The 21020-nt window shown below is 42.5% G+C and carries 20 protein-coding genes, 1 tRNA gene and 4 pseudogenes; 2 read left to right on the top strand and 23 right to left on the bottom strand.

Annotated elements, in window-relative coordinates; all coding sequences use genetic code 11:
• The 18 genes and pseudogenes from BZG75_RS07725 to BZG75_RS07640 form a co-directional block, all read right to left on the bottom strand.
• The coding region (locus BZG75_RS07725; RefSeq protein WP_131825137.1) for a glycosyltransferase at positions 1-878 on the bottom strand (878 nt) is incomplete at its 3' end.
• A complete protein-coding gene (locus tag BZG75_RS07720) occupies positions 875-1441 on the bottom strand; it encodes a hypothetical protein (RefSeq protein ID WP_077576635.1) in 567 nt (188 codons plus the stop codon). The genes BZG75_RS07725 and BZG75_RS07720, both read right to left, overlap by 4 nt.
• Before the next feature lie 13 nt (positions 1442-1454).
• On the bottom strand, positions 1455-2390 hold the full coding sequence (locus tag BZG75_RS07715; RefSeq protein WP_077576634.1) for a myo-inositol 2-dehydrogenase: 936 nt from the start codon (positions 2388-2390) through the stop codon (positions 1455-1457).
• A 14-nt stretch (positions 2391-2404) separates the two neighbouring features.
• Positions 2405-3367 (bottom strand): Gfo/Idh/MocA family oxidoreductase, encoded by a 963-nt coding sequence (locus BZG75_RS07710; RefSeq protein ID WP_077576633.1) that lies wholly within the window; start codon positions 3365-3367, stop codon positions 2405-2407.
• Positions 3360-4061: an acylneuraminate cytidylyltransferase family protein gene (locus tag BZG75_RS07705; protein WP_077576632.1), complete on the bottom strand. Its 702-nt coding sequence runs from the start codon at positions 4059-4061 to the stop codon at positions 3360-3362. Before BZG75_RS07705 ends, BZG75_RS07710 begins: the two co-directional genes overlap by 8 nt.
• A 5-nt stretch (positions 4062-4066) precedes the next feature.
• On the bottom strand, positions 4067-5113 hold the full coding sequence (locus BZG75_RS07700) for a nucleotidyltransferase family protein (RefSeq protein WP_077576631.1): 1047 nt from the start codon (positions 5111-5113) through the stop codon (positions 4067-4069).
• A 12-nt stretch (positions 5114-5125) separates the two neighbouring features.
• Positions 5126-5614, bottom strand: coding sequence for a GNAT family N-acetyltransferase (locus BZG75_RS07695; protein ID WP_077576630.1), 489 nt, complete (start codon positions 5612-5614; stop codon positions 5126-5128).
• Positions 5604-6596: a hypothetical protein gene (locus tag BZG75_RS07690; RefSeq protein ID WP_077576629.1), complete on the bottom strand. Its 993-nt coding sequence runs from the start codon at positions 6594-6596 to the stop codon at positions 5604-5606. The genes BZG75_RS07695 and BZG75_RS07690 overlap by 11 nt, the downstream gene beginning before the upstream one ends.
• Complete coding sequence (gene neuC, locus BZG75_RS07685; protein ID WP_077576628.1) at positions 6580-7743, bottom strand: UDP-N-acetylglucosamine 2-epimerase; 1164 nt, start codon at positions 7741-7743, stop codon at positions 6580-6582. Before neuC ends, BZG75_RS07690 begins: the two co-directional genes overlap by 17 nt.
• A complete protein-coding gene (gene neuB, locus BZG75_RS07680) occupies positions 7743-8741 on the bottom strand; it encodes an N-acetylneuraminate synthase (protein ID WP_077576627.1) in 999 nt (332 codons plus the stop codon). The genes neuC and neuB overlap by 1 nt, the downstream gene beginning before the upstream one ends.
• A gap of 11 nt (positions 8742-8752) precedes the next feature.
• On the bottom strand, positions 8753-9748 hold the full coding sequence (locus BZG75_RS07675) for a GNAT family N-acetyltransferase (protein ID WP_077576626.1): 996 nt from the start codon (positions 9746-9748) through the stop codon (positions 8753-8755).
• A pseudogene (locus BZG75_RS07670) lies at positions 9729-10169 on the bottom strand (DegT/DnrJ/EryC1/StrS family aminotransferase); the annotation flags it as partial. The gene BZG75_RS07675 and the pseudogene BZG75_RS07670, both read right to left, overlap by 20 nt.
• Positions 10170-10190: 21 nt before the next feature.
• Positions 10191-11318: pseudogene (locus tag BZG75_RS07665) on the bottom strand (ISAs1 family transposase).
• A 273-nt stretch (positions 11319-11591) separates the two neighbouring features.
• Positions 11592-12071, bottom strand: a complete 480-nt coding sequence (locus BZG75_RS07660) for a GNAT family N-acetyltransferase (protein ID WP_077576624.1) — start codon at positions 12069-12071, stop codon at positions 11592-11594.
• A 60-nt stretch (positions 12072-12131) separates the two neighbouring features.
• Complete coding sequence (locus tag BZG75_RS07655) at positions 12132-12407, bottom strand: putative quinol monooxygenase (RefSeq protein WP_077576623.1); 276 nt, start codon at positions 12405-12407, stop codon at positions 12132-12134.
• A gap of 120 nt (positions 12408-12527) precedes the next feature.
• Positions 12528-13196, bottom strand: a complete 669-nt coding sequence (locus BZG75_RS07650; protein ID WP_077576622.1) for a hypothetical protein — start codon at positions 13194-13196, stop codon at positions 12528-12530.
• Positions 13186-13620, bottom strand: a complete 435-nt coding sequence (locus BZG75_RS07645) for a hypothetical protein (protein ID WP_077576621.1) — start codon at positions 13618-13620, stop codon at positions 13186-13188. The genes BZG75_RS07650 and BZG75_RS07645 overlap by 11 nt, the downstream gene beginning before the upstream one ends.
• Before the next feature lie 305 nt (positions 13621-13925).
• Complete coding sequence (locus tag BZG75_RS07640; RefSeq protein ID WP_077576620.1) at positions 13926-14417, bottom strand: lecithin retinol acyltransferase family protein; 492 nt, start codon at positions 14415-14417, stop codon at positions 13926-13928.
• A 212-nt stretch (positions 14418-14629) separates the two neighbouring features.
• On the opposite strand from BZG75_RS07640, the pseudogene BZG75_RS15675 reads away from it, so the two are divergent.
• Together BZG75_RS15675 and BZG75_RS15670 are read left to right on the top strand one after the other, a co-directional pair.
• A pseudogene (locus tag BZG75_RS15675) lies at positions 14630-15322 on the top strand (IS110 family transposase); the annotation flags it as partial.
• Between the two features lie 117 nt (positions 15323-15439).
• Positions 15440-15754 (top strand): annotated as a pseudogene (locus BZG75_RS15670) (transposase); the annotation flags it as partial.
• 28 nt (positions 15755-15782) lie between these two features.
• On the opposite strand, the gene BZG75_RS07630 reads toward BZG75_RS15670, so the two are convergent.
• The 5 genes from BZG75_RS07630 to BZG75_RS07615 all read right to left on the bottom strand — a co-directional run bounded on the left by BZG75_RS07630 (position 15783) and on the right by BZG75_RS07615 (position 20538).
• Positions 15783-16664, bottom strand: a complete 882-nt coding sequence (locus tag BZG75_RS07630) for a DUF2971 domain-containing protein (RefSeq protein WP_242413589.1) — start codon at positions 16662-16664, stop codon at positions 15783-15785.
• A 302-nt stretch (positions 16665-16966) separates the two neighbouring features.
• Complete coding sequence (locus BZG75_RS15325; protein WP_158009970.1) at positions 16967-18097, bottom strand: hypothetical protein; 1131 nt, start codon at positions 18095-18097, stop codon at positions 16967-16969.
• Positions 18098-18224: 127 nt separating this feature from the next.
• Positions 18225-18587 carry a hypothetical protein gene (locus BZG75_RS07625; protein WP_077576618.1) on the bottom strand — a complete coding sequence of 121 codons (363 nt, stop codon included), beginning with the start codon at positions 18585-18587 and terminating at the stop codon, positions 18225-18227.
• A gap of 471 nt (positions 18588-19058) precedes the next feature.
• A tRNA-Ser gene (locus tag BZG75_RS07620) sits at positions 19059-19149 on the bottom strand.
• 180 nt (positions 19150-19329) lie between these two features.
• The gene (locus BZG75_RS07615; protein ID WP_077461092.1) at positions 19330-20538 is read right to left on the bottom strand and encodes a NupC/NupG family nucleoside CNT transporter; all 1209 of its coding nucleotides are present in this window, start codon (positions 20536-20538) and stop codon (positions 19330-19332) included.
• Between the last annotated feature and the right edge of the window lie 482 nt (positions 20539-21020).

Raw genomic sequence — 21020 nt, 5'->3', positions numbered from 1 at the left:
ACTTCATATTTATACTTTCTACCTAAAAGGTACATAAAAACTTCTAGTGATAGCATTTCCAACAATAATCTATGATCAGGGAGTTTTCCTTTTTTTAAGGACTTCTTTATGGCAAGCCACATTCTAGATCTCAATGCTATACTAGCTTTGACGACATTTATAAAATCATGTTCATGCCTAAATTTATTGACAAAATGACATGCATCCTGATGATAAAACCATAAGATACCTTTATTTTGGTTAGTCGATATGTGTCTGATAACTAAGTTTTTTTTGTCATTATATACATTAAATCCGGAATGAGTAACATTTCTATACAATTCAATTTCAGGAGAATAGACATATTGGTCTATTGTATAATAAAACGGCTGTTTTTTTTCATCTAGCCGTATAAAAATCGTTTGTGATGGTGGTGGAGTAAATCTCAGTTGATATATGGCTTTATTCGCTAACTTCGAATCAGTTTTTCCATCATGAAAATCAATTTCTCCGTTTTGATTTCTAGAGCAATACAAACCAATACTTGGGTCCAGAGAAAGCACATCGTGAGCTATTTTTAAATAATCGGTGCTGTAAGCATCATCGCCTTCTAGCATTGCGATATATTTACCTCTAGCTAACTTTACAGGCTCATTCCACTCTTCTAATTCTGAAATATAACTATCTCTTTCAGTGATAAGTTTATAGTCAAAATGGTTATTTTCAAAAAAATCAGATGAAAAAAAGCGCTCAATTTCACTGATCGTTTTTTTATCAAATTCACCTACCGTAACTATACACTCAAAATTTCTCGTGGTTTGCCTTGCGATAGACACTAACGTTGAAAATATTGTTTTATGACGCCTAGTAGCAGGTATACATATTGAAAAAAAAATCATTTATATCTGTTCCAATTATCTATTACATCCAACAGACTACTTTCGTAAAATATATTTGTGTTTTTACGTAAGACTTTATTTCTACTGATGATAATGCTTTTCACTCCAAGCTTCGTCATTTTTTCCGCGTATGACAGTTCATCGTCTATGTGAAGATGAATTCTTTCATATAGTTTTCTTTCTACTAACTCATCCATTTTAAAAACTATTTCATCATATGGAAATTTGTTCTTTATCAACCATTGAGATGTAAGATTTTTCAAATCACCATAATACCGATTATATATAGGCCTTGAAGTGGAAACTAGTATATGGTAGCCCTGATTTTTAAGAAATAGAGCTAACTCTAAGCCATCGAAATTAAAAGGGATATTAAGCTTGTACCCACTGGTTCGATATAAATATTTTGCTTTTTTATACTTCTCTTCACCAAGTTCTAACCTAGCCTTTTTAATGTCAGTATAGTTTGTTAAGTAATAATTATTAAGATAAATCAACCAACATAAGGGATAATCGTTTAATACACCATCAATATCAAAACTGATATATTTCTTTTCATTCATATCTTAGTTTAAACTAGTAGCCAGCCATTCTTTCATAGAGCGGAAAAAGTTCAAGTTGTTCCTCTAGACGACAAAGATCTGAACGATCTCCTCTAATAAATGTTTTAGTTTGCTTGTATAAGCCGGGTTTATATTCAACATCCAGATTGTCATTAATATCAACATCATTAAGAGATATCGTACCGCGCTGCTGAACCTGTAAAACTTCCATAGGTCTGAGCACATAGCGATTTTCAGAAGTTAGCACTTCTACAGACCAACGTCCTGCGGATTCCCAATTCGCACAGTAGCTAAATACTGCGCCCAACTCACTCAAACCAGCACCAGCAAAAACTGATGAAGAAGAGTGCCAAGTTAGATTGCCTTTTGTAAAGCTTGAAAGTTCTTTAGGTTTACCCCCAAGAAAAAACGCTAAATCCGCTACATGACTAGAATTTGCTAGGAACCATTTGTCAAGAACACTTTTCGGCTTGTCTAACTTCCCAATCACATGAGCCCATTCTGTGAACTCAAAGTTGAACGACCTAACACCTCCTTCTGCAAGTATACGTTTTTTCAATTCTAGGACTGATGCGAAGAACCTACGGTTGTAAGCAATGTAAACATCTGCATTAAATCTGCTCGCTAACTCTACTAGCGATTTTATATTAGGTAACGTAATAGCACCTGGCTTCTCTACTAGAATAGATTTGACTCCACACTGTATCAATAGCTTGGTCGTTTCAAACAGTTGCTCTACCCCCACACTCACAATAGCGTGCGTCGCGATTTCAGGTGAGCTTGCCACATACTGTGTTAAGCCGCCAACAACGACCTCTTTTCCTGTTTTCGCCGTAAACTTATCTGCTGACAATTGGCCACGGCCAATCACAATATAATCGCGTTGCTGTGCATCCAATACTTTCGCATAGTCCACAGACATTAAGCCTGCTCCTACCAACCAAATCATGTATTACTCCTACTTTAGGTAATTGGACAAATATCGAGGTCGCGCTTTAGCACTTTAGACATGTGCTGTAACAAGGCTTCAATATAAGGCGAGTGGATCTCACTCGATTCTTTATATGGCGTTAAAGCACACTGGCTTTCATCGAGCAGTGCGTCGATACTTGGACCTGTCAGCTGACTTTGGTAAAGCGGCGCGTGCGGGTGAGTCATCGTTTCTTCTGAACTGATATGCTGCCATGTTCCACCCACTTCATTCACGATATGCTTGTCCGTACCTTGTGTCAGTACGAGATCCAGTGAAGGTGTTGTGTCCAAGCCACTGTGAACACGTACTGTGTGTGGCCCCGCACTAAACTCAATCTCGCCCGTGACTTCATAAAAGCCAGCACGCTTACTCTCAATCAAAGCGTCATCTAGCTGTGATTTGGTCACTTTCAGCTCTGAATGACCCGATAAGTACGCAAACAGATCGAGGAAGTGGATACTGTTACATGCCATACCCCAGCCATGCCCAGATACATCCATATGAATTGGTGTATCTGGTGAAAGCGTCTCTTTCAGAGCGATGTACGTTGGGAAAACACGACGAGGGCAGTTTACCCAGCCTGTGGTTTTACTGCTTTCAAGTAACGCGTCAATCTCGGTATAATCCGCCAGCGCTTGGAACAAGACTTTTTCGAAAATGATGTGGATAACCGTATTGGTCGCCAACAAATATTTTGTTACATGTGCGCGAGCATGCGCTGCAGTCGCGATCAAACACACATCAAACGATTGATGGCTTGGCATCTCTGTTTGGTAAGTCACCTGACTCTGCTCATTGCCCTGCTCTACCTGTCCTGCTCGCTCACGCGCAACAGAAAGTGACGCTTCAGATGAGTCCACTACAGTCAGGTTTAAGGCTTTGCTGCTGACCAGCGCCCCCTGTAAATGGCGACTACCCAGTTGGCCAGCTCCGATAATTAGTACGTTATTCATAATTGTCCTTATATTTCAAAATCGTTTCCGCCAACAAGAAATCGAGCTCATGATCAATATCAACAGAGCTTTCTCCATCCATAACATAGGCATAGATATTAGATGACAAGAATAAAGAACTCTCTTCAAAGAAGCGCGAGACCTTCGTGATGTAAATAGCCCCGTTTAGGCGAAAGTAATCGGGCAGATCCTGACTGCGAGTGTTTTTCAGTTCAGGCCGAATGAAACCGTCCATCGACTGATCGTCTGGTAGCGTACCAGACCACAATGGTGAGTGATCACACTCACACACCGATACAACAGCATCGGCTTGTTTCTCTCTCAACAAGTCAATAGCCTCTTGAGTATGCCGCGCGTTGCGAATAGGCGAGGTTGGTTGAAGCAGGAGCACGTAGTCAAAGTGCTCATCTTGCGCTTCGTAATGACGCAATGCATGTTTGATCATATCCGTGCTAGAGCTGGTATCACTGGCTAACTCTTCTGGACGAAGAAATGGAACTTCCGCCCCAGATTGTGCCGCAATATCCGCAATTTCAGGACAGTCTGTAGAGACAATAACACGGCTGATTGCTGAGATGCCTGATGCCGACTCAATCGCCCATTGGATCAATGGCTTTCCATGTAAGCGTTTGATGTTTTTTCCCGGCAGGCGCTTACTTCGACCTCGCGCAGGCACAATTGCTAGTATTTTCATTCTTATTAAAGACTTAAGGTCAAAATATCAACTTGCGCGCGTTTGAAGTCATCCATGCGGCCAATATCCAACCAATATTCGTGAAAAGGGTAGACATGAGCATCATTGCCGATATGCGACTCAAATAAGGTTGGCATATCTAGGTACTCTTCTTTTTTAACTTGCGAAATAAGTGACTTGTTAATGACATAGATACCCGCATTGACATGAAAACGATACGTTGGTTTTTCAACGATGTCGGTGATCTTTAGGTCTTTTGCCTCTATGACCCCAAACGGCACTTGATACTCAAACTCTCGCACACACATAGTCGCATTGGATTGCTTGCTATTATGGAAAGCGAGAACTTCTTCGAAGTTAATCTTTGTCAACACGTCTCCATTCATTACAATCACAGGCAAATCAGGCAAGTCTTCAGGTAACAGCCCAAGAGCCCCCCCCGTCCCTAATGGCGTGTCTTCATGAATATACTGAATTTTCACTCCCCACCGAGAACCGTCTCCAATCGTGTTTTGAATCATTTCAGGCAAGTAATGGGTCGAGATATAAAAGTTGGTAAAGCCCGAGCGAATAAAGCTCAGGATCACGGTTTCCAAGATTGGCCGCTCACCCACTTTCAGGAGCGGTTTTGGGCAGTTGTCTGTCAGAGGTTTCAGGCGTGTACCAAACCCTCCCGCCATCAAAAAGACAGGGTTTTCATATTGCGGCTTATGCAATAAGCCATGCAGAGTTTCTAACCCGACGACCACCTGATTATTCAGAACAGGGATTGAATGAAGCTCCCTTCTCTCCATCAGCGATAAAATACTCTCACGAGTCATGCTGGTATCAGCCGTGGTTGGGTTGGTATTCATCACGGTCGCCACTTCATCTTTTAATGAAGCATCACTCAAAATGGCCCTGCGAATATCACCGTCACTGACAGTTCCAAGTAACTTATCTTCTCGATCAACGACCAGTGCAAGCTTAAAGGCTTGTTGATCTATGGTTCGCAATACCGAACGGATAGTATCTGAAGAAGAAACTAAGATTTTTTCCCAATTATGGCTCATAACGCTGCCTTATTATGTGTGGCGACAGTATTTGTAGAACTTAATTTGTTCTGAGAATTGCTCCAACTGTCGATATTCGAATTCTGTACTGCGTAAAAAACCTAACGACTCTGCACATTTTATAGACATAATATTAATATCTGCAATCCAAGCAATTTGGGTCGTATATTTATCTTCACACAACGATAAACCCATACCAATCATACGTTTTGCCAGCCCTCGTCCCGCATGATGCTGAGATACTCCATAAGCAAACTCCGCCACGTAGGTCTTATCACAATGATCAATGTAGAGATAACCCAGTACCTCTCCTTCTTCCTTGAGCAGGTAAACTTCTCTCGTTTCACTGTTTAAAGCGTTATAAAAATGTCTTTGAAGCTTTTCTTTAACTGGAGATGCAGAAAATCCAGACCAAAAAATATTCACAGGCTCCGACTTAAGAGTCAGAAATGCTTCAAAGTCACTCTCTTGCGCTAAACATAGTTGTAATTCACATCTCATCCATCAACTCCAAAATTCTATGACATACGAAGGCGATATCCTCTGACGAATAACGCGAGTCAAGAGGGAGTGATAAGATAGAATCACTGAGCGAATTTGGCATCCCTTCCACTTCAGGCCAGTGAACGGCTAAAAATATTTGGTGTGCCGTTAACCCATGTCTTACCTTATCTCTCTGAGGCAGCAAGATTGGTAAAAAACTTGGAAAGTCTATCGGGGCATCAGCATAGAGTTCAACGGGTAATATCGATTTCGCGGTCGCTAGGTTTTGCAGCCTAAGTTCGCACTCCAGGGATGCTTGACGATAAAACTCGTTCACTAATACGCTGCTTTTCGCACTTGGTAGGAAAATGGTTTTGGTTGCATTGAGGAGCAATTCACCCTGATTGAAAAGCGCCAAATACGCTTGTTCCTCACCTTTACCATGCAAAAGACAGTCAGCTTTAAGACTTTTCGCTTGGTATTTTGCTTGAGAAAACTCAGGCAGAAATCCAAGCTGAATCGACACCAAAGGCTGGTTTGATATCAACTGGCTGTAGTCCGCAATGGGCGATATTTTTCTCAAACTATTAAAGTAGCACCAAGGCTGTTGCGTCTCTATGACGGGGGGCTCAATCCCAAACACGTCATCGATGATCAAAGGCTTTTGAGCATCGCAAATCGCCCGGCAAAGCGCCGTAGTGTTCATACCAAAGTATCGAATCAGGTAAATCGCATCACTCGCTTCCACCACTTCTTTAGAAAAAGAAAAAGAAAAATCTTTATTAACAGCGTAAGGTATCGTCTTTATCTGATGCTCTTGCAACACGTCAGTGATGATTTCGCAAAGAAAATCAGGCAACAGGATCATTTTACCTGCAAGCTCTAAAGAGGCCAGAGCCCAACGTAGTGAGGAGCGCCCCGAATTGGTGACTCCATAATGTAGGGGAGCAACAAGCTCTTGCTCCCCACCTATAGACTTAATCTTAGAAGCTGATGTCATAAAATTTCTTAGACTTTAGCGTGGATAAATCGACCGTTTTAAGCACTTCAACCAAACGCTTAGAACTATCGCCTTGACCATACGGATTCACCACACAAGCTAAAGATTCTTGGAATGACGCCGAGAGTACGTACTGTAAAGCTTCAATGATAGCCGTGGTGTCAACGTCGACGTTCACGGTACTTTCTGCTTGGACCCGTCCTTTTTGGCGATCACCGATGTTCACGGTCGCGACTTTGAAAGAAGGTGCTTCGACGATGCCACTCGAAGAGTTACCAATCACTACATCCACATGCTGTAGCGCCGAGAGATACCTCAACCGCCCTAATGACGTAAATACGATCGCTTTTTCTGAGTTTTCAGCAACGTAGTCATCAATCATGCGATTGATCTGGCGCCCCCCAACGTCCGCATTTGCCTTGGTAAAGATGATTAAGCTCTCTTCCAACTGCGAGAATGCAGCTAAGATTTGGTTGAAGTCGTGCTCCACCTCTTCGACGGTTTGAGTCGTTTCAGGGTGGTAGGTAAACAGGATCGTCTTTTTAGCTAGGAATGCCTCAATGGAAGCTTCAAAGGCATCTTTGGAAAGCAGCTCCATACGTAAGATGTTGTCTAGCCCCACTTCTCCAACGGTAAAGACATTCGCAGGCTGCTCACCCATTTGAATCACGCGTTGAGTATATTCATCCATTGCCGTGAAGTGCAATTGGGATAGCTTGGTCAGCGCATGACGAATCAATTCATCAATCGCCCCTTCCGTAAGCTCTCCACCATTTAGGTGGGCGACAGAAATACGTGCAATATTGGCCGCCGAGACAATTGGGATCAACTCATAACGGTCACCCAATACCAGAACAACATCAGGATTCAACTCGTCAAAGACTTCGGCAAAGCTGATTTGCGCCAGCCCCATGCTTTTGCTAACCCCAACAGGGGTGTCGGATGAGAGCAAGATCTCCACTCGCTTATCGATATGGACACCGTCTTGCTGAATCTGCTCCACCGTTAGACCAAATTCAGGAGACAAATGGCTACCAGTGACAACCAATTGCAATTCAAGCTGGTCATCTTGAACAATGTCATCTAGCAAGCATTTAAGCAGTCCGTATTCCGCACGAGTCGCCGTTACGACACATATTTTTCTCACTAGATCAGCTCCCCTTCTTGGTAATGTTTCTTCGCTTTGCTACCGACCACTTCATCCCAACGCGTAGGAGAAATGCCATCACCTGGACGTTTAATCTCAAGCATGCTTTCCGTTAGGATCGTGCCTTCTTCGATGGTTTGCGCCGCTACGATACTCTTACGTACCACTTTACGATTGACTTTTTCGACAGTCACCGGCACTTTCCAACCTGAGCCTAGCGCGGTTTCTACGTTACGGATCGCTGATACCATAGCGGCTAACTCTTCAGGCTCTAGGCTGGCTTTGTGATCAGGCCCTTCCATTGTTTTATCCAATGTGAAGTGTTTTTCAATCACTTTCGCGCCCATCGCTACCGCAGCCACAGGGATCTCGATACCGAGAGTGTGGTCCGAATAACCTATCGTGATACCAGGGAATGCGCGACCAATAGTCTGCATCGCATGGAGGTTAACGTCTTCTGGAGCGGTCGGGTAATCGGTGGTTGCGTGCAACACCGTGATATCCATTAAGCTTAATCCCTCGTCTTGGAGGACAAACAACGCATGCTCAACTTCGGATAAATACCCCATGCCAGTTGACAAAATTACTGGTTTACCAAAACGTGCAATATGGCGTAAAAACGGGGTATTAGTCAGCTCACCTGAGCCAATTTTGAAGGTATCTTGAACAGCGTTTAGGAAGGTCGCGCTCTCTTCTTCATCTGGTGTCGACAAAAATAAGATGCCTTTATCATCACAGTACTGCTTTAGCTTTGTGAAGTCGTCATAGCTCAATTCCAAGCGCTTCAGCATGTCGAACTGTGACTCTTCTTTTTGCGTATTATCAACTTGATATTCAGCCATTTTAGCGGCTGGCGTTACCAGTAATTCCGTTTTCCAAGTTTGGAATTTTATAGAATCTACGCCAGCCTCTGCGGCCGCATCAATCAATTTTTTCGCCAAACGGATATCACCATTATGGTTCACCCCAGCTTCAGCAATAATAAAAGTATTGTCCATCGTTATGTCCTCTAGACTCGATATAACTGGAAGAGTATTGGCGGTTTTGACTCTGCGTTTTTTTCTACCCAAAGGGCGTTCAGTTCTTTTCGTTTTTCAGGCAGAAAGTCTAAACCCGCAATATAAAACGGTAAGTGTGTCGAAGAGAACTTGCTCTTAAATTTGAACAAGCTGTCATCGGGTGAAGAGGTTCGGCCTCCTCCCAACATCATGTACTTGCACCCTTGCGCTTTAGCGTAGTCGAAGGCGGTATCCAGCAAAAGATAATTGCCATTTTCCTTGTTGAGCTCGCTGTTGTTCGCAGACAAATGATAATGCGCCAATTCACCACTACACATGAAGTATCCGATAGAAGCGTACTCTTCATCTAATTGGGCGCCTATTAATGAAACGCCAGAGATACGAGATAACTGCTCAAAATAAGACTCTTCAAAGTAGAAAAAATCCGTTGCTTGGTTCTTCGTCATTGTCTGGTGGTACATCTCTTTAAACGCACTGATGTCACCTTCAATTGGCCCAGCGGTTAAGCGCTTCGCCGCACGTTTGACGATGTTTCGTGTGGTTTTCGAGTATTGAGCGCGACGCTCTTCCTGCGACAGTGCTAAGTCGACAACGACAACACGACGCTCTTCAAAATGCATATCAAACAGACCACCTTCCTTCCCTAATGGGTTGAATGGGTGGAAACGAATAAATTCACATACAATGTTTTCGTTTTGACAATGCTCGCGATACGAAGCAAAAGCACGTTGCAAAAACTCAGCATCGGATGAGGTGCTGAGCGGACCTCCGTACCCATAAGGCGTTTCAAGATCATACAGTGCATCACCTGCAATCGGCTGACCAGCAACTTTTTCAATACGACGCTTTAGACCTCGAAAAACCACGGAATACTCAGCCTCTGCGAACACAAACTCAAACAGCTCAGATTCGCCAGTGTAGAGCTCTGCATACTCGCGTTGGTAATAGATGTCTTGGTCTAGATTATCAATCGTCAATTGCGTCATTTTTCACTATCTCGACGGGGATACTTGGAATGTTCACCACATGCGCTTCAATAAATTCGGAATGGATTAAGTCACCACATAACGCATTCTGGAACATAGGTAAGCGGTGCATCAATTGCCAAACAGGACGAGTCATAACTCCTGCCGCATTAGTTTGTTCCAATAATTGATCACGAGATGTATTATTTGGATAAATGATTGTATTTAGCCAGTAGTTAGACTGCACATAGTCTGGCTCAGTGACAAACGTGAAACCTGTACCTTTGAAAAAGTCATTGTAGCCTTCTGCTAGTTGTCTTTTTTGTGTTAGATACTGCTCAATAACTTCCATCTGAGCACAACCAAGTGCTGCATTTAGATTAGTCATACGGTAGTTAAACCCAGGTTCGTCATGAAAGATCTCATAAGAGTGAAGCACACGGAAAACGCATGAACATCCGCGTCATGAAAGGCTTCCCAGCACGGTCGCTAAGTACTCTTGGTCCATCGCACACATCATTCGATTGCGTTGAATGCCGGCTTTGAAACTCTTCTCTTGCTTTAATAAATTCAAAACCATCTGCCTTATTCGTGCAAATACTTCCGCTCGGTCATCTACCCTAATTCGGCATGCGTCTTCTTTTAATCCAACATCGAGTTGCCAGTGCATTTATTCAATTAACCAGTGCGAGCGAGTGGCATCATGAAGCTCTTTCGCTGTCAGTGCTTTTGAACTTATATAATAGCGCACAGAAATATCGGATCCGTCGGCGTGTTTTCCTTCTTGTCGAACACTCACCATGATGTCCATCGTTTTTAGTTCAGGCCAATCATAAGCCAAATCACCTAATACACTTAAATCGACATTGATGAGTGCACATCATGTTTCTAAACGTCCATGCGATTTCTCTTGTGATGCGTAGCTATCACCATCAAAGTTTTGAAGCATTGAAGGACGGTAATAATTATCAAACGCTTTGTCTAACTTACCTTGKTTTCCTTTAACAGCGAGCAAATAATCGGCATTTTTATTAATGATTTTCTGTGCGATTTTTCGCTGACAACCCATGGCATCTATAGTAATYAAACATCCAGAAATRTCGAGMAATTCCAGCAGCTTAGGTAYTTCAGTRATCTCATTGGTTTTACTATTTACTTTTGRCTGTCCGAGGCATACACCATTTGCGGTTGCGAACGCATTAACCATATGARTCGSAGCTTGGTCTGTTGCTCGKTTATATGAACCCCTCRGTGTTTTTCCATCAATGGCAAYKACTTCACCRTCCGTTAATTCATGACACGATTTCATCCATTCTATGAAGGCKTTTTGTAATGCTTTTGTACTGATGGTTCCCATCACTCTTGCAATCGTATCTGCCGAGGGTGATGTTTTACCTGAGAAGCCAAAGCGTAATAAAAAATCACGCTGCTTACGTCCATAATCACTCATACCTTTCCAGGTATCATGACCAGACAACACCGCACAAATCGTTATCAAAATAATATCTGATAACGTATGTTCAACTTTACCTTCTTGGTGAATGTCTCTAATGGAAACGAAATGCATAAATGGACTTTTATCTTCTGTCATTTTTAATCTCCTAAACGTTAGGAGACCATTAAATCGCACTGAAAATGATCAACAAATTGATCCTTTATTTTCACTTATTTTAATTAATAAATATGGCATAACGCACGGTTTTCAGCCCTAAGTGGCAACTTAGTCATTAAGTTGCTAGCCCAGGCGTGGCGCGGATCTTCATGCGTTTTCCCTGCCTTTTTGACCGGCATATCAGCGTCATAAACCACTCGCCTACTGAAACATTCTATCGCGTCATAATCGCATATTGGCGCGAATAAGTATCTACGCTGGCAACCAACACTGATAAAAATCGGTCTTCGCATGTTTGGGGTTGGCGCGAACAAATTCCCAGACGTGCTGGCGATAAAAGGCTAACGCACGATGGTTATCACGGCTTACAGATAGCAACGCTCGGCGGCACCCCGCGTTTGTTAAGGTGGTTTCGATATAGCGCTGCAGCAAAGGGGCCAGCCCTCGACCACGAAAAGCAGGTGCAAGGTAGATGAGATGCAGATAACCCGTCTCAGGCTCCGGTGACGTGCTGCGAAATTCAAGCTGCCCAGCCCATTCTCCATCGACAAAGATATGCCGATAAAACCATTCGGGCTGACTCATGCGTTCGCTCACCCGTTCAAAATAGCCAGCCAGAAAATCTTCAAACCCCGCATCGGAGCCAAAGCTACACACAAAAGCGTCCCGACGTGCAGCTACGCAATAAGCAAAATCTTTTTCAAGATTGATGGGACGGAAAGTCAGGTGCATGGGGTATTCTCAAACTCTAACGACCATATGCGCTACATAACGATGATATACACCTAGGCTTTACTCGATGATCTGGTAGTGACGCGTGACATTTTGCGTAACCGCTCCCCAATAGGATGATTTAACTCTCTCTTGGTGCTTATCAAAAGCTGAGCGATCGACAAACTCTTCATAAACATCAAATCGCAGCGGGTCCTCCGAATGTTGCTGAACCTTAAAGATCAAGCAACCCGGCTCTTCCAACGTCAACTTTTCATGATTAACAAGCTCTCGCGTCACAGCCTGAAGATCAGCGCTTGGAACGAGAATAAAACCTTTTAGAATGACTTTTGACATATAATTTATTTTTGAAAAATTCAGTTAGCTTTAGAAAACGCTCACTGACTACACAGTGAAATTTTTGGCCAATAAAAAGTAACAAGTTAATCTGGGTTACAATTATCTTTTCATGATTATTCAAGTGCGACTTGCGATGAAGTCTCTAAAAACAACCYGAAATTGACTAGTCAGTCTGTTTGTATCATTATTAAACCTTGGAATAATATTCCTGTCCCAATTACGACTATGTTTGCTTAACACCTTCTCAACACTTCTTGATGTCGTATTGGAGACAAAAAATACCTTTTTGGAGTTAAATTCTTTATCTAATCCTAAGAATGTTCTGGCAAGGCTAATCCCTAGATTAGTGAAATAGTACTTGCACTCGGCGGCAAAGATCAATTTTGTATGTCTTGGGTGGACGTTTTGCAAACGACAGGTTTCACCCTCTGAGCGCTCTATTATCGCAACATCAGCTTCATGGGTGACTCCAGACATACCTGCAACCTTAATTCCAATATGGACTTCTACGATTTTGAAGTCCGGAAACTCGACTACGGCATGAGTGTAGGGCTTTGCTTTTGAGTATATATTCCCAGGGCTTGTCCTAAATAGCAAGCTATTAGTAATGCCCCCTTTAACATCTTCAAAATATACGTTTGCCCCTTGTAGTTTGGCTGCTTGAAGCACAATAGAAAATATGTATGCTTCGTACAAGTCAGAATTAGAGTTACTTAGTAAATTTGCGACTTTTCTATTACCAAGATACTTTTGTAAAGCAGACAGCAACTTTTTTTTATTTTTCATATCTTGCAACCTCGTTTAAAACTTCACCTTCAATTTCCAAGAAAGACTCATCCATTTCACGCCCTTCAATGAGTTTCTCATCATCAAACTTAATCGTAACATTAAATTCAGAACAAAAATCACCTAGCTTTTGAGCCATAGAAATTGCGTCAGCAACACCACACATTATAGCCTTTTCCACGAGTTCATACTGTTCTTCTTCTGTGTAACCCTCATAAGATGAAAAACTAGCTTGTCTACCTTTCTTAAATTGAGTTCGCTGACTTTTACCTATAAAGTCCAAGTTATTAGACTCTTTTTTTTCAATCAAAGTCGTATCTACTTTTTTCTCTACTAATTTACCAGTAGAGATCTCAAGTTCAACCTGCTCTATCGCTTTCAATAGCCCACTTTCTTTAACTACATTTTTTATTTCATCGAACATCAGGCACCCATCTATTTTTTATAACAACGCTAAATATAGAAATAAATTTCTCTCTTGAAAACCGCAATATTTAGATCCCAGCTTTAATATTATAGAACCCCATGCCTAATAAAATTTTTGTAGCATTTATCTCGCCAAGAACCATTTCTACCTTTACACGATGGATGACCATAAAAAACTTATTTCCCATAAAACCCTCTGATACGTTACTTCATTAATTTTTTCACTTTAAACCTGCATATAGCCAATTAATTGCCGCCGGAAATACAAAACTCACCAACACTTAATTATTGATGGGATATTTATTAACTCTTTTTTGAAGCTAGGAATGCAATACCTGCAGCTAAACAGGTCGCTACAGCTACATTTTTTACTGGACTTTGTTCAGTAGGAGTCAGCATAGATGCAACCGCAGCACAACCTCCTGCAGCTTGAACTACTGTGTTATCAGACTTGAGCAAAGCTCCGACACCAACAGCAGAAATTAAGTATTTCTGTACCTGAGTACTTTCTTTTTCCAGCCCACACGCCGTTCGTACAAAGTGCTCACAATTTTCAGAAAACAAATTGTAAGGAACACCTAGATATTTTCGTGCTGTCTGAACTGCTAAAGCGGGATTATCTGCTTTAATTGAACTCTTTTGTACATTTCTGTTATCAGAAAACACCTCTAATTCTATCTCTTCGACACGATGATATTTTTTTGAATTATGAATAATAGTGCCATTACCAACATAGATTCCGTAGTGCTTAAATCCCGTATATTGGATTTTTAATACTTGCCCTAGTTCATACATTTTTTAATTCCTTTCAGTCACCCGTATTTGGGTAAAGTGAGACCCAGGCTTTAGCTGCAACTAAAGCTTTCTAATGTGCAGTTCGATTGAACGCTGGCTCCTCTGTCGAGAGACCGATAACAAACATGAACGCACCTTAGAACTCCAAGCACCAAACTCGAATACTCGACTGGGTCTCGAACCCGTATTACGCAAACAAGAGTTAGCTTATTATGAATACTGCATCCAATCAAAACWTCTACATCGGCGTCGATACCGGCAAAGCGCAACTCGACATYTACGTCAGACCAACTGCRCACTTMTTCTCTGTGCCAAACACTGATAAAGGCATTAAAGATGCATTGAAAATCATCAAGCCATATCAGCCTGAGCGCATCATCATTGAAGCCACTGGCCGATTAGAAATGCCCTTTGTGCTCGCGTGTATTGAAGCCAATTTACCCATCGTACGCGCCAACCCTGTGCACATTAAACGCTTCGCCGGCGCCATTGGCCGCAGAGCGAAAAATGACCGCTTAGATGCTGAGTTAATCGCACATTATGGCGACGCCATTAAGCCTGAAATCACCATTATCAAGGCGGAAAATATACGTYTAATGAGTGAYTTAGTCATCAGGAGAAACCAGCTCCTATCTATGCAAACGATGGAAAAGAACCGCTTGCAGATACTGCCCAAAACCTTGCATTCAACCATCAAACCCATGCTCACTACGATGAAAAATCAAATCACCAACATCGAACAAAAACTCGTGAAGTTGATTGAAGCATGCCCTGAATATCAGACTAAAAATACGCTCTTACAAAGCGTGCCTGGCATTGGCAGCATTGCGGCAGCATCTATCATCAGTAACGTCCCTGAGCTGGGCTATATAACTAACAAACAAGCGGCATCTCTCATTGGTGTTGCACCCGTGACANTGAAGTTGATTGAAGCATGCCCTGAATATCAGACTAAAAATACGCTCTTACAAAGCGTGCCTGGCATTGGCAGCATTGCGGCAGCATCTATCATCAGTAACGTCCCTGAGCTGGGCTATATAACTAACAAACAAGCGGCATCTCTCATTGGTGTTGCACCCGTGACAAAAGAAAGTGGGCGATATAAAGGCAAACGGGAGATCCAAGGTGGACGTGCTCAAGTTCGTACCGTGTTGTATATGGCGATGATGTCTGCGATGCAATGTAATCCTGTTTTTAAAGCGACGTATACCCGATTAGTCGCCGCTGGAAAGCCGAAAAAAGTCGCCATTATTGCCTGTGTGCGCAAGATGGTAGTGATCTTAAATTCGATGCTTAGAGACGGCGTGATGTGGGAAAGAAATTTCGCCAAAATTTAACGATTGACGACATGCTCGTTTTTATGTTTCAAACTTTAACGAAGCCAGCAAGCATTTTTTCATAGTTTTCTAAAAGCTTTGAATTAATTACTTTATCATTTGGAACACCAAGTAACTCACATACCTTCCTTACGCTTGAGGTGAACGGCTCTCCTATATAAGGTGATATGTATATATTTTCAATTAAGGAGAATACATCCACTTTAACTAGTATAGGTGTTGGCTCATAAGACTCCCATCGCTCTGCTGTCATTAATTGAGGAACAGAGTAAAGACGTACTTCATTTTCATGTTCGTACTCTTTGCGCTTCAACAATGGAGATGTGGCACCATCAATAACACAGTCCTTTGGCGTCAGTTCGTTACTGAGAAAGTCTAAGTATTTAACCCGACCTAACCTTAAAGGAACGTCTTGATTGCAAACATTCAGGGAATCAACCAGCGCAGCCACACTAGTTTTAATTGCAATCCCCTTTCCACTATCAGAATACAATTTCCACATAGCTTCTGATTCAGACTCACTGTGATACCAACATTGGACACATGTAGATTTGGAGATTTTGTTGTTTAACGGAATCAGAGATTCACGATGAGACTTAGACATCGCCTTCATGTTTTCTATGGTTTCGAGTTGCTCTGTTGTAGGTGATGAATCTCGCTCATGTAGCAGCTTTTCGATCTCCGCACCAGCCGCCTCAACCTCTTCTATACTATCGATAAAGATTTTCATAGTGGCTTCAAACGCCACCTTTGGAACAAAACCTTCAAAGGGGTCTGACGATTGGTAATAAGCCAATGGAGTTAAGAATAGCTTTTGATTACTCAGAAGATCGATAAACTTATCTATTGACATATATCTCCAGAGAGACATGTCTCTGTCTAGACTTTTTCCAAGAACGACTTCTTTCAATTTTTTTCTCCTTGAAACATAACGAATGACATGGATTCCCCCTCTTGAAGATCTGCCACACTTAGGTGCGCTCTTTAATAGCGGAGATAACCATATCTACTCAATTATTTTGTGGTGTTTGTTTCGCCAAGCATCACTTTTTAAGTAACAATATATCCGCTTATTTCTTGGCTGCGTTCGCGCTGAAAAAAGTGCCAGACGCAGCGCCTACCTATGCGCATTCGAGCTATTTACTTAATAAAGCAACGGGCTTGTTCAACACCCAAATGAAGTGTCGGCTGCGCGACACTTATTCTTATTTGTTATATTTTGGTAGATTCCGTAGATTCCGTAGATTCCGTAGATTCCGTAGATTCCGTAGATTCCGTAGATTCCGTAGATTCCGTAGATTCCGTAGTAGTTTGTACTGGCCTAGTTTCTGACGCAACTTTATTAACTGTAAAATACGTTAATAAACAGAAAATTATTAAAACGTAAAACCTAAAATCTAGATAAAGCTTTTTCGGTTWAAAATTAAGTAGTGACATTGATGCTACAAACAAGATCAATATAAGTCCAATACTTATCAATATTACAGGTGTCATAGAGTGTTCACTATTAAAAGCTGACGCTGCTGCTGTAATAATGAAAGTAATGATTGCACTAAAAACGCCTAACTGTTCAATGTTCTTCTTACTTTGAGATTCCAATTCACCTTTTATATCATCCGTTAGTTCTCTCTTTAACTTCTTTATGCTGGCTTCCGTAAACTTCCTGTCTCTAAGACGCTCCTTATACATAAGAGAAGTATTGTTAGACAGAGCATTTTTGCTATACGGTTCAAAGTTAATTATTAAATCCAGCTGTTTTTCAGCGTGAAAGTAATCACCGTTTTCAAGCGTTGCCTTGAATATTTTAATCTCAACATTATAAAGATGAGATATCAGCGTATTGTGTTGACCGCCCCACTCCTCGATACAGCGGCGATAAAGCTTTATTGACTCAAAAGTTGTTGTTTTATCTTCCGATAATATATGTGCTGCGGTATGAGCAAACTCAATGTTATGGGGAAAGTCGTTTATCAGTTTTAAAACTTTTTCTTTATGTAAAGAGGGTCTTTTCGAGATATTCCATGATAGTTCAATGTATGCAAACTCTAATGGCTCAATGTCACTAACTATATTCTCTGCCATTTTCTCCTTGATTTTAGGCAACAGCATACTCGCTAGCTCATACCTACCTAATACTTCAAAAAATCCCCACCATTTTCGACTTTGAGCGACAGGCCAACTGACCTTGTTATATGATCCTATCTTGACAAATTCCACTAGGAATTTATCAAATTGATCTTCTACTTCAGCATAGTTTGACTCATCAATTGCAGTCACAATACTCTGTTGTATCTTACTAAGATTATTATGAATTATCTTAAAGCTATCGTTCTTTTTCTTCATCAAATACTCGAATTTATATCCAAAATATAACGCCCGCATAACGAGCAAATAATGCTTGGCTAAACTAGGAGCGCAGCGACAAAAGCCAAGCGTTATTTGTCTGCGTTAATGCGCTTGTTATGCGTTCTTATCTTTGAGGAGGGAAAAATCCATTATTCATGGCATTATTTACAGCACCCCATTGTTGGGTTTGGTTATGTTGATAACTTGCTGCTTGATTATTGTTAGCTGCTATATTGAAATCAGTATTGTTTTGATAAACAGATTTACCGTATTCAGTATTGTTAGTGTGAACAGTGCTATTGTATTGAGTATTAAACTCTGCCTGCCTGATCTCTTTTTCAATTAAAGCTTTATCCGTTTCTTTATCATAAGAGCTTTTCAGTTCCATGAGTTTAACATAAGCCTCTAAAAACCCATTGCTCTCAGGATTTTCGGAAATAGCTGTTTCTAAGAATTGCCTACATTTATCAAATTCTTCAGACTTCATATTTTCTCCAATGCTCAATGAACGTATAACATTGTATTAATGCGCATGCGCGATTTCCCAAAATCGTTATACGCGGCTTTTCTTATCTAACCCACTGTTATTAAAAACATTTGGAGCCTCTAGGATCTGTCTCTTTTCCGAGAAAGTGTGCATGCCGCCTATCATGGTTGAAGCGTTTACATTATCCCGAAACAGTACCAACTAACTCATAACGCGTTACCACGCAGGAGCGTGGGAACGAGGTGACAATCACCTCAGCGCCAATGGATTTACTTTAACACCCACGCTACCGCCCTCTGGTTGGCGGCGTCCAAAAGGCCTTACAGGGCGATTTTTTGCGGGCTAGGTTATCAGATGCTGGGCAGTGTGTTTAGGCAAAGGCGTCTAAAATGTTGGCGCGGTCAGGGTTTGGGAGTTTGTGGGGGGATAAACGCAAAAAAGCCGCTGACTGAGCAGCGGCTTTTCTATATGTGGCGGAGAGATAGGGATTTGAACCCTAGAAGGGCTATTAACCCTTGCCGGTTTTCAAGACCGGTGCTTTCAACCACTCAGCCATCTCTCCGGAACGCGGCGTATATTATTGGGTTCGCTTTGGCTTGTAAACCCTTTATTTACCGCTTTTTGCCTGTTCGCTCAAGCCGTGATCAGCTTGGCGAATATGTTAGCAAAAGGCGATTAGCTTGCCGCCAATCGCCCTGCTTTTACTGAGACACTTTAACTAAGTCTCTTTACTGCGCAATGTTTATAGCGCGATAAAAATACCCGCCAATGCCGCACTCATTAGGTTGGCAAAGGTGGCAGCAATCACCGCGCGCACGCCTAAGCTTGCCACATCTTTGCGGCGCTCTGGCACCATGGCACCAATCGAGCCAAGTTGAATGGCAATCGAGCCGATATTGGCAAAGCCACACAAGGCAAAAGTCACAATCACTTGGCTTTGCACCGACAGGTTGGCTTTAATATCGGCAAAGGATAAGAAGGCGACAAACTCATTAAGCGCAATCTTCTGTCCCAAGAGGTTGCCGACATCAAACACTTCATGCACGGGTACACCGGTAAGCAGCGCCAGGGGTGAGAATAGGTAACCAAACAACATTTCTAGGCTTAAGCCGTCAATGTCGACCAGCTCCCCTAAACTACTCAGCCCGGCGTTTAGCATCGCAATCACACTGATAAAGGCCACCAGCATGGTGCCGACCGCAACCGCGACTTTCATGCCGTTCATCGCACCGCTAGCCAATGCATCAATCGCGTTTGCTTGGTCGCTATCGCTGATCTCAACCTGGCTTTGCTCGGCCGGTGTTTCGGTCTCTGGGACGATGATTTTGGCCATCAATAGCCCACCCGGTGCCGCCATAAAGCTCGCCGCAATCAGGTATTTTAAATCTACACCCATCGCGGCATAACCGCCAAGCACACTACCGGCCACCGAGGCCATACCGCCGACCATCACCGCAAATAGCTCTGAGCGAGTCATTTTGCTAAGAAAAGGGCGAACCACCAAAGGAGATTCGCCCTGAGAAAGAAAGATGTTACTGGTGGCTACCAGCGATTCAGCTCGACTGGTGCCGAGTAATCGCTGTATGCCCCCGCCGAGCAATTTAATAACCCACTGCATAATGCCGAGATGATAAAGGAGAGAAATCAGCGCACTGATAAAAATGATTAACGGCAGAACTTTAACAGCGAAGATAAATCCGTCATTGGCCAGCGGACCAAATACAAATTCGATGCCTTCGTTGGCGAACGATAACAACTTAGCCGCGCCATTGCTCATTGAGCCCAGCATGGCTTGCCCAAAGGGGATATAGAGCACTAACGCCGCGAAACCGGCTTGCAAACCAAACGCGCCGAGCACGGTACGCCAATTGATAGCTTTACGGTTAGTGGAAAATGCGCACGCGCACAGAACCAGAGCGACGAGACCTGCCGCACTATAGAGGAGTTGCATAAATAGATTACCTTGCCGTGTTGTATTGCACTTGCGGTACGGATGAGTACGACACGCTGCCGGGGAGGCAAGAGGTTCCATCATGCGTTACATCGTACCGCGGGTTCGGTGAAGGTGGGCCCTACCTTGGACGCTTTTTCTTCAGCCGCGAATCGCGACACAGCCACTCTTTGCCTATCACTGAGCAAAGAGCGCATGTTGGGCGAGCATTCTATTGTGATTGGAGTCTCATTTCCAGCAGAATTTGATCTTAGATCACACTTATTCAGCCCTGATTGCACCCTGCTAAGATCTTTTCCGGCGCTGTCTTCTCTCTCAGACAATGGTCGGATGTTTATCGCTTTATATTTATGTCAGGTTAGCGGTGTTGGTCATTCGCACCCAGCGTGACGCCTATGCTGAATAAATATGGCAAGACTGGTTGACACGTTTAACTCATATGCTATTCATGGGTAGCTATTGACAAAAACACTGAAGGCAAA

This window comes from Salinivibrio sp. AR640, from assembly GCF_001995405.1.
GTDB classification, from domain to species: Bacteria; Pseudomonadota; Gammaproteobacteria; order Enterobacterales; family Vibrionaceae; genus Salinivibrio; species Salinivibrio costicola.
This window is presented reverse-complemented; position numbering and strand designations above follow the sequence as displayed.

What these genes read in the sequence shown, in the direction of transcription:
- neuB (WP_077576627.1), bottom strand. Translation starts at nt 8,741, where the DNA reads ATGGACAATACTTTTATTATTGCTGAAGCTGGGGTGAACCATAATGGT.
- BZG75_RS07625 (WP_077576618.1), bottom strand. Translation starts at nt 18,587, where the DNA reads ATGAAGTCTGAAGAATTTGATAAATGTAGGCAATTCTTAGAAACAGCT.
- BZG75_RS07695 (WP_077576630.1), bottom strand. Translation starts at nt 5,614, where the DNA reads ATGAGATGTGAATTACAACTATGTTTAGCGCAAGAGAGTGACTTTGAA.
- BZG75_RS07705 (WP_077576632.1), bottom strand. Translation starts at nt 4,061, where the DNA reads ATGAAAATACTAGCAATTGTGCCTGCGCGAGGTCGAAGTAAGCGCCTG.
- BZG75_RS07720 (WP_077576635.1), bottom strand. Translation starts at nt 1,441, where the DNA reads ATGAATGAAAAGAAATATATCAGTTTTGATATTGATGGTGTATTAAAC.
- BZG75_RS07615 (WP_077461092.1), bottom strand. Translation starts at nt 20,538, where the DNA reads ATGCAACTCCTCTATAGTGCGGCAGGTCTCGTCGCTCTGGTTCTGTGC.
- BZG75_RS07690 (WP_077576629.1), bottom strand. Translation starts at nt 6,596, where the DNA reads ATGACATCAGCTTCTAAGATTAAGTCTATAGGTGGGGAGCAAGAGCTT.
- BZG75_RS07655 (WP_077576623.1), bottom strand. Translation starts at nt 12,407, where the DNA reads ATGTCAAAAGTCATTCTAAAAGGTTTTATTCTCGTTCCAAGCGCTGAT.
- BZG75_RS07675 (WP_077576626.1), bottom strand. Translation starts at nt 9,748, where the DNA reads ATGACGCAATTGACGATTGATAATCTAGACCAAGACATCTATTACCAA.
- BZG75_RS07710 (WP_077576633.1), bottom strand. Translation starts at nt 3,367, where the DNA reads ATGAATAACGTACTAATTATCGGAGCTGGCCAACTGGGTAGTCGCCAT.
- BZG75_RS07640 (WP_077576620.1), bottom strand. Translation starts at nt 14,417, where the DNA reads ATGTATGAACTAGGGCAAGTATTAAAAATCCAATATACGGGATTTAAG.
- BZG75_RS07660 (WP_077576624.1), bottom strand. Translation starts at nt 12,071, where the DNA reads ATGCACCTGACTTTCCGTCCCATCAATCTTGAAAAAGATTTTGCTTAT.
- BZG75_RS07645 (WP_077576621.1), bottom strand. Translation starts at nt 13,620, where the DNA reads ATGTTCGATGAAATAAAAAATGTAGTTAAAGAAAGTGGGCTATTGAAA.
- BZG75_RS07715 (WP_077576634.1), bottom strand. Translation starts at nt 2,390, where the DNA reads ATGATTTGGTTGGTAGGAGCAGGCTTAATGTCTGTGGACTATGCGAAA.
- BZG75_RS07700 (WP_077576631.1), bottom strand. Translation starts at nt 5,113, where the DNA reads ATGAGCCATAATTGGGAAAAAATCTTAGTTTCTTCTTCAGATACTATC.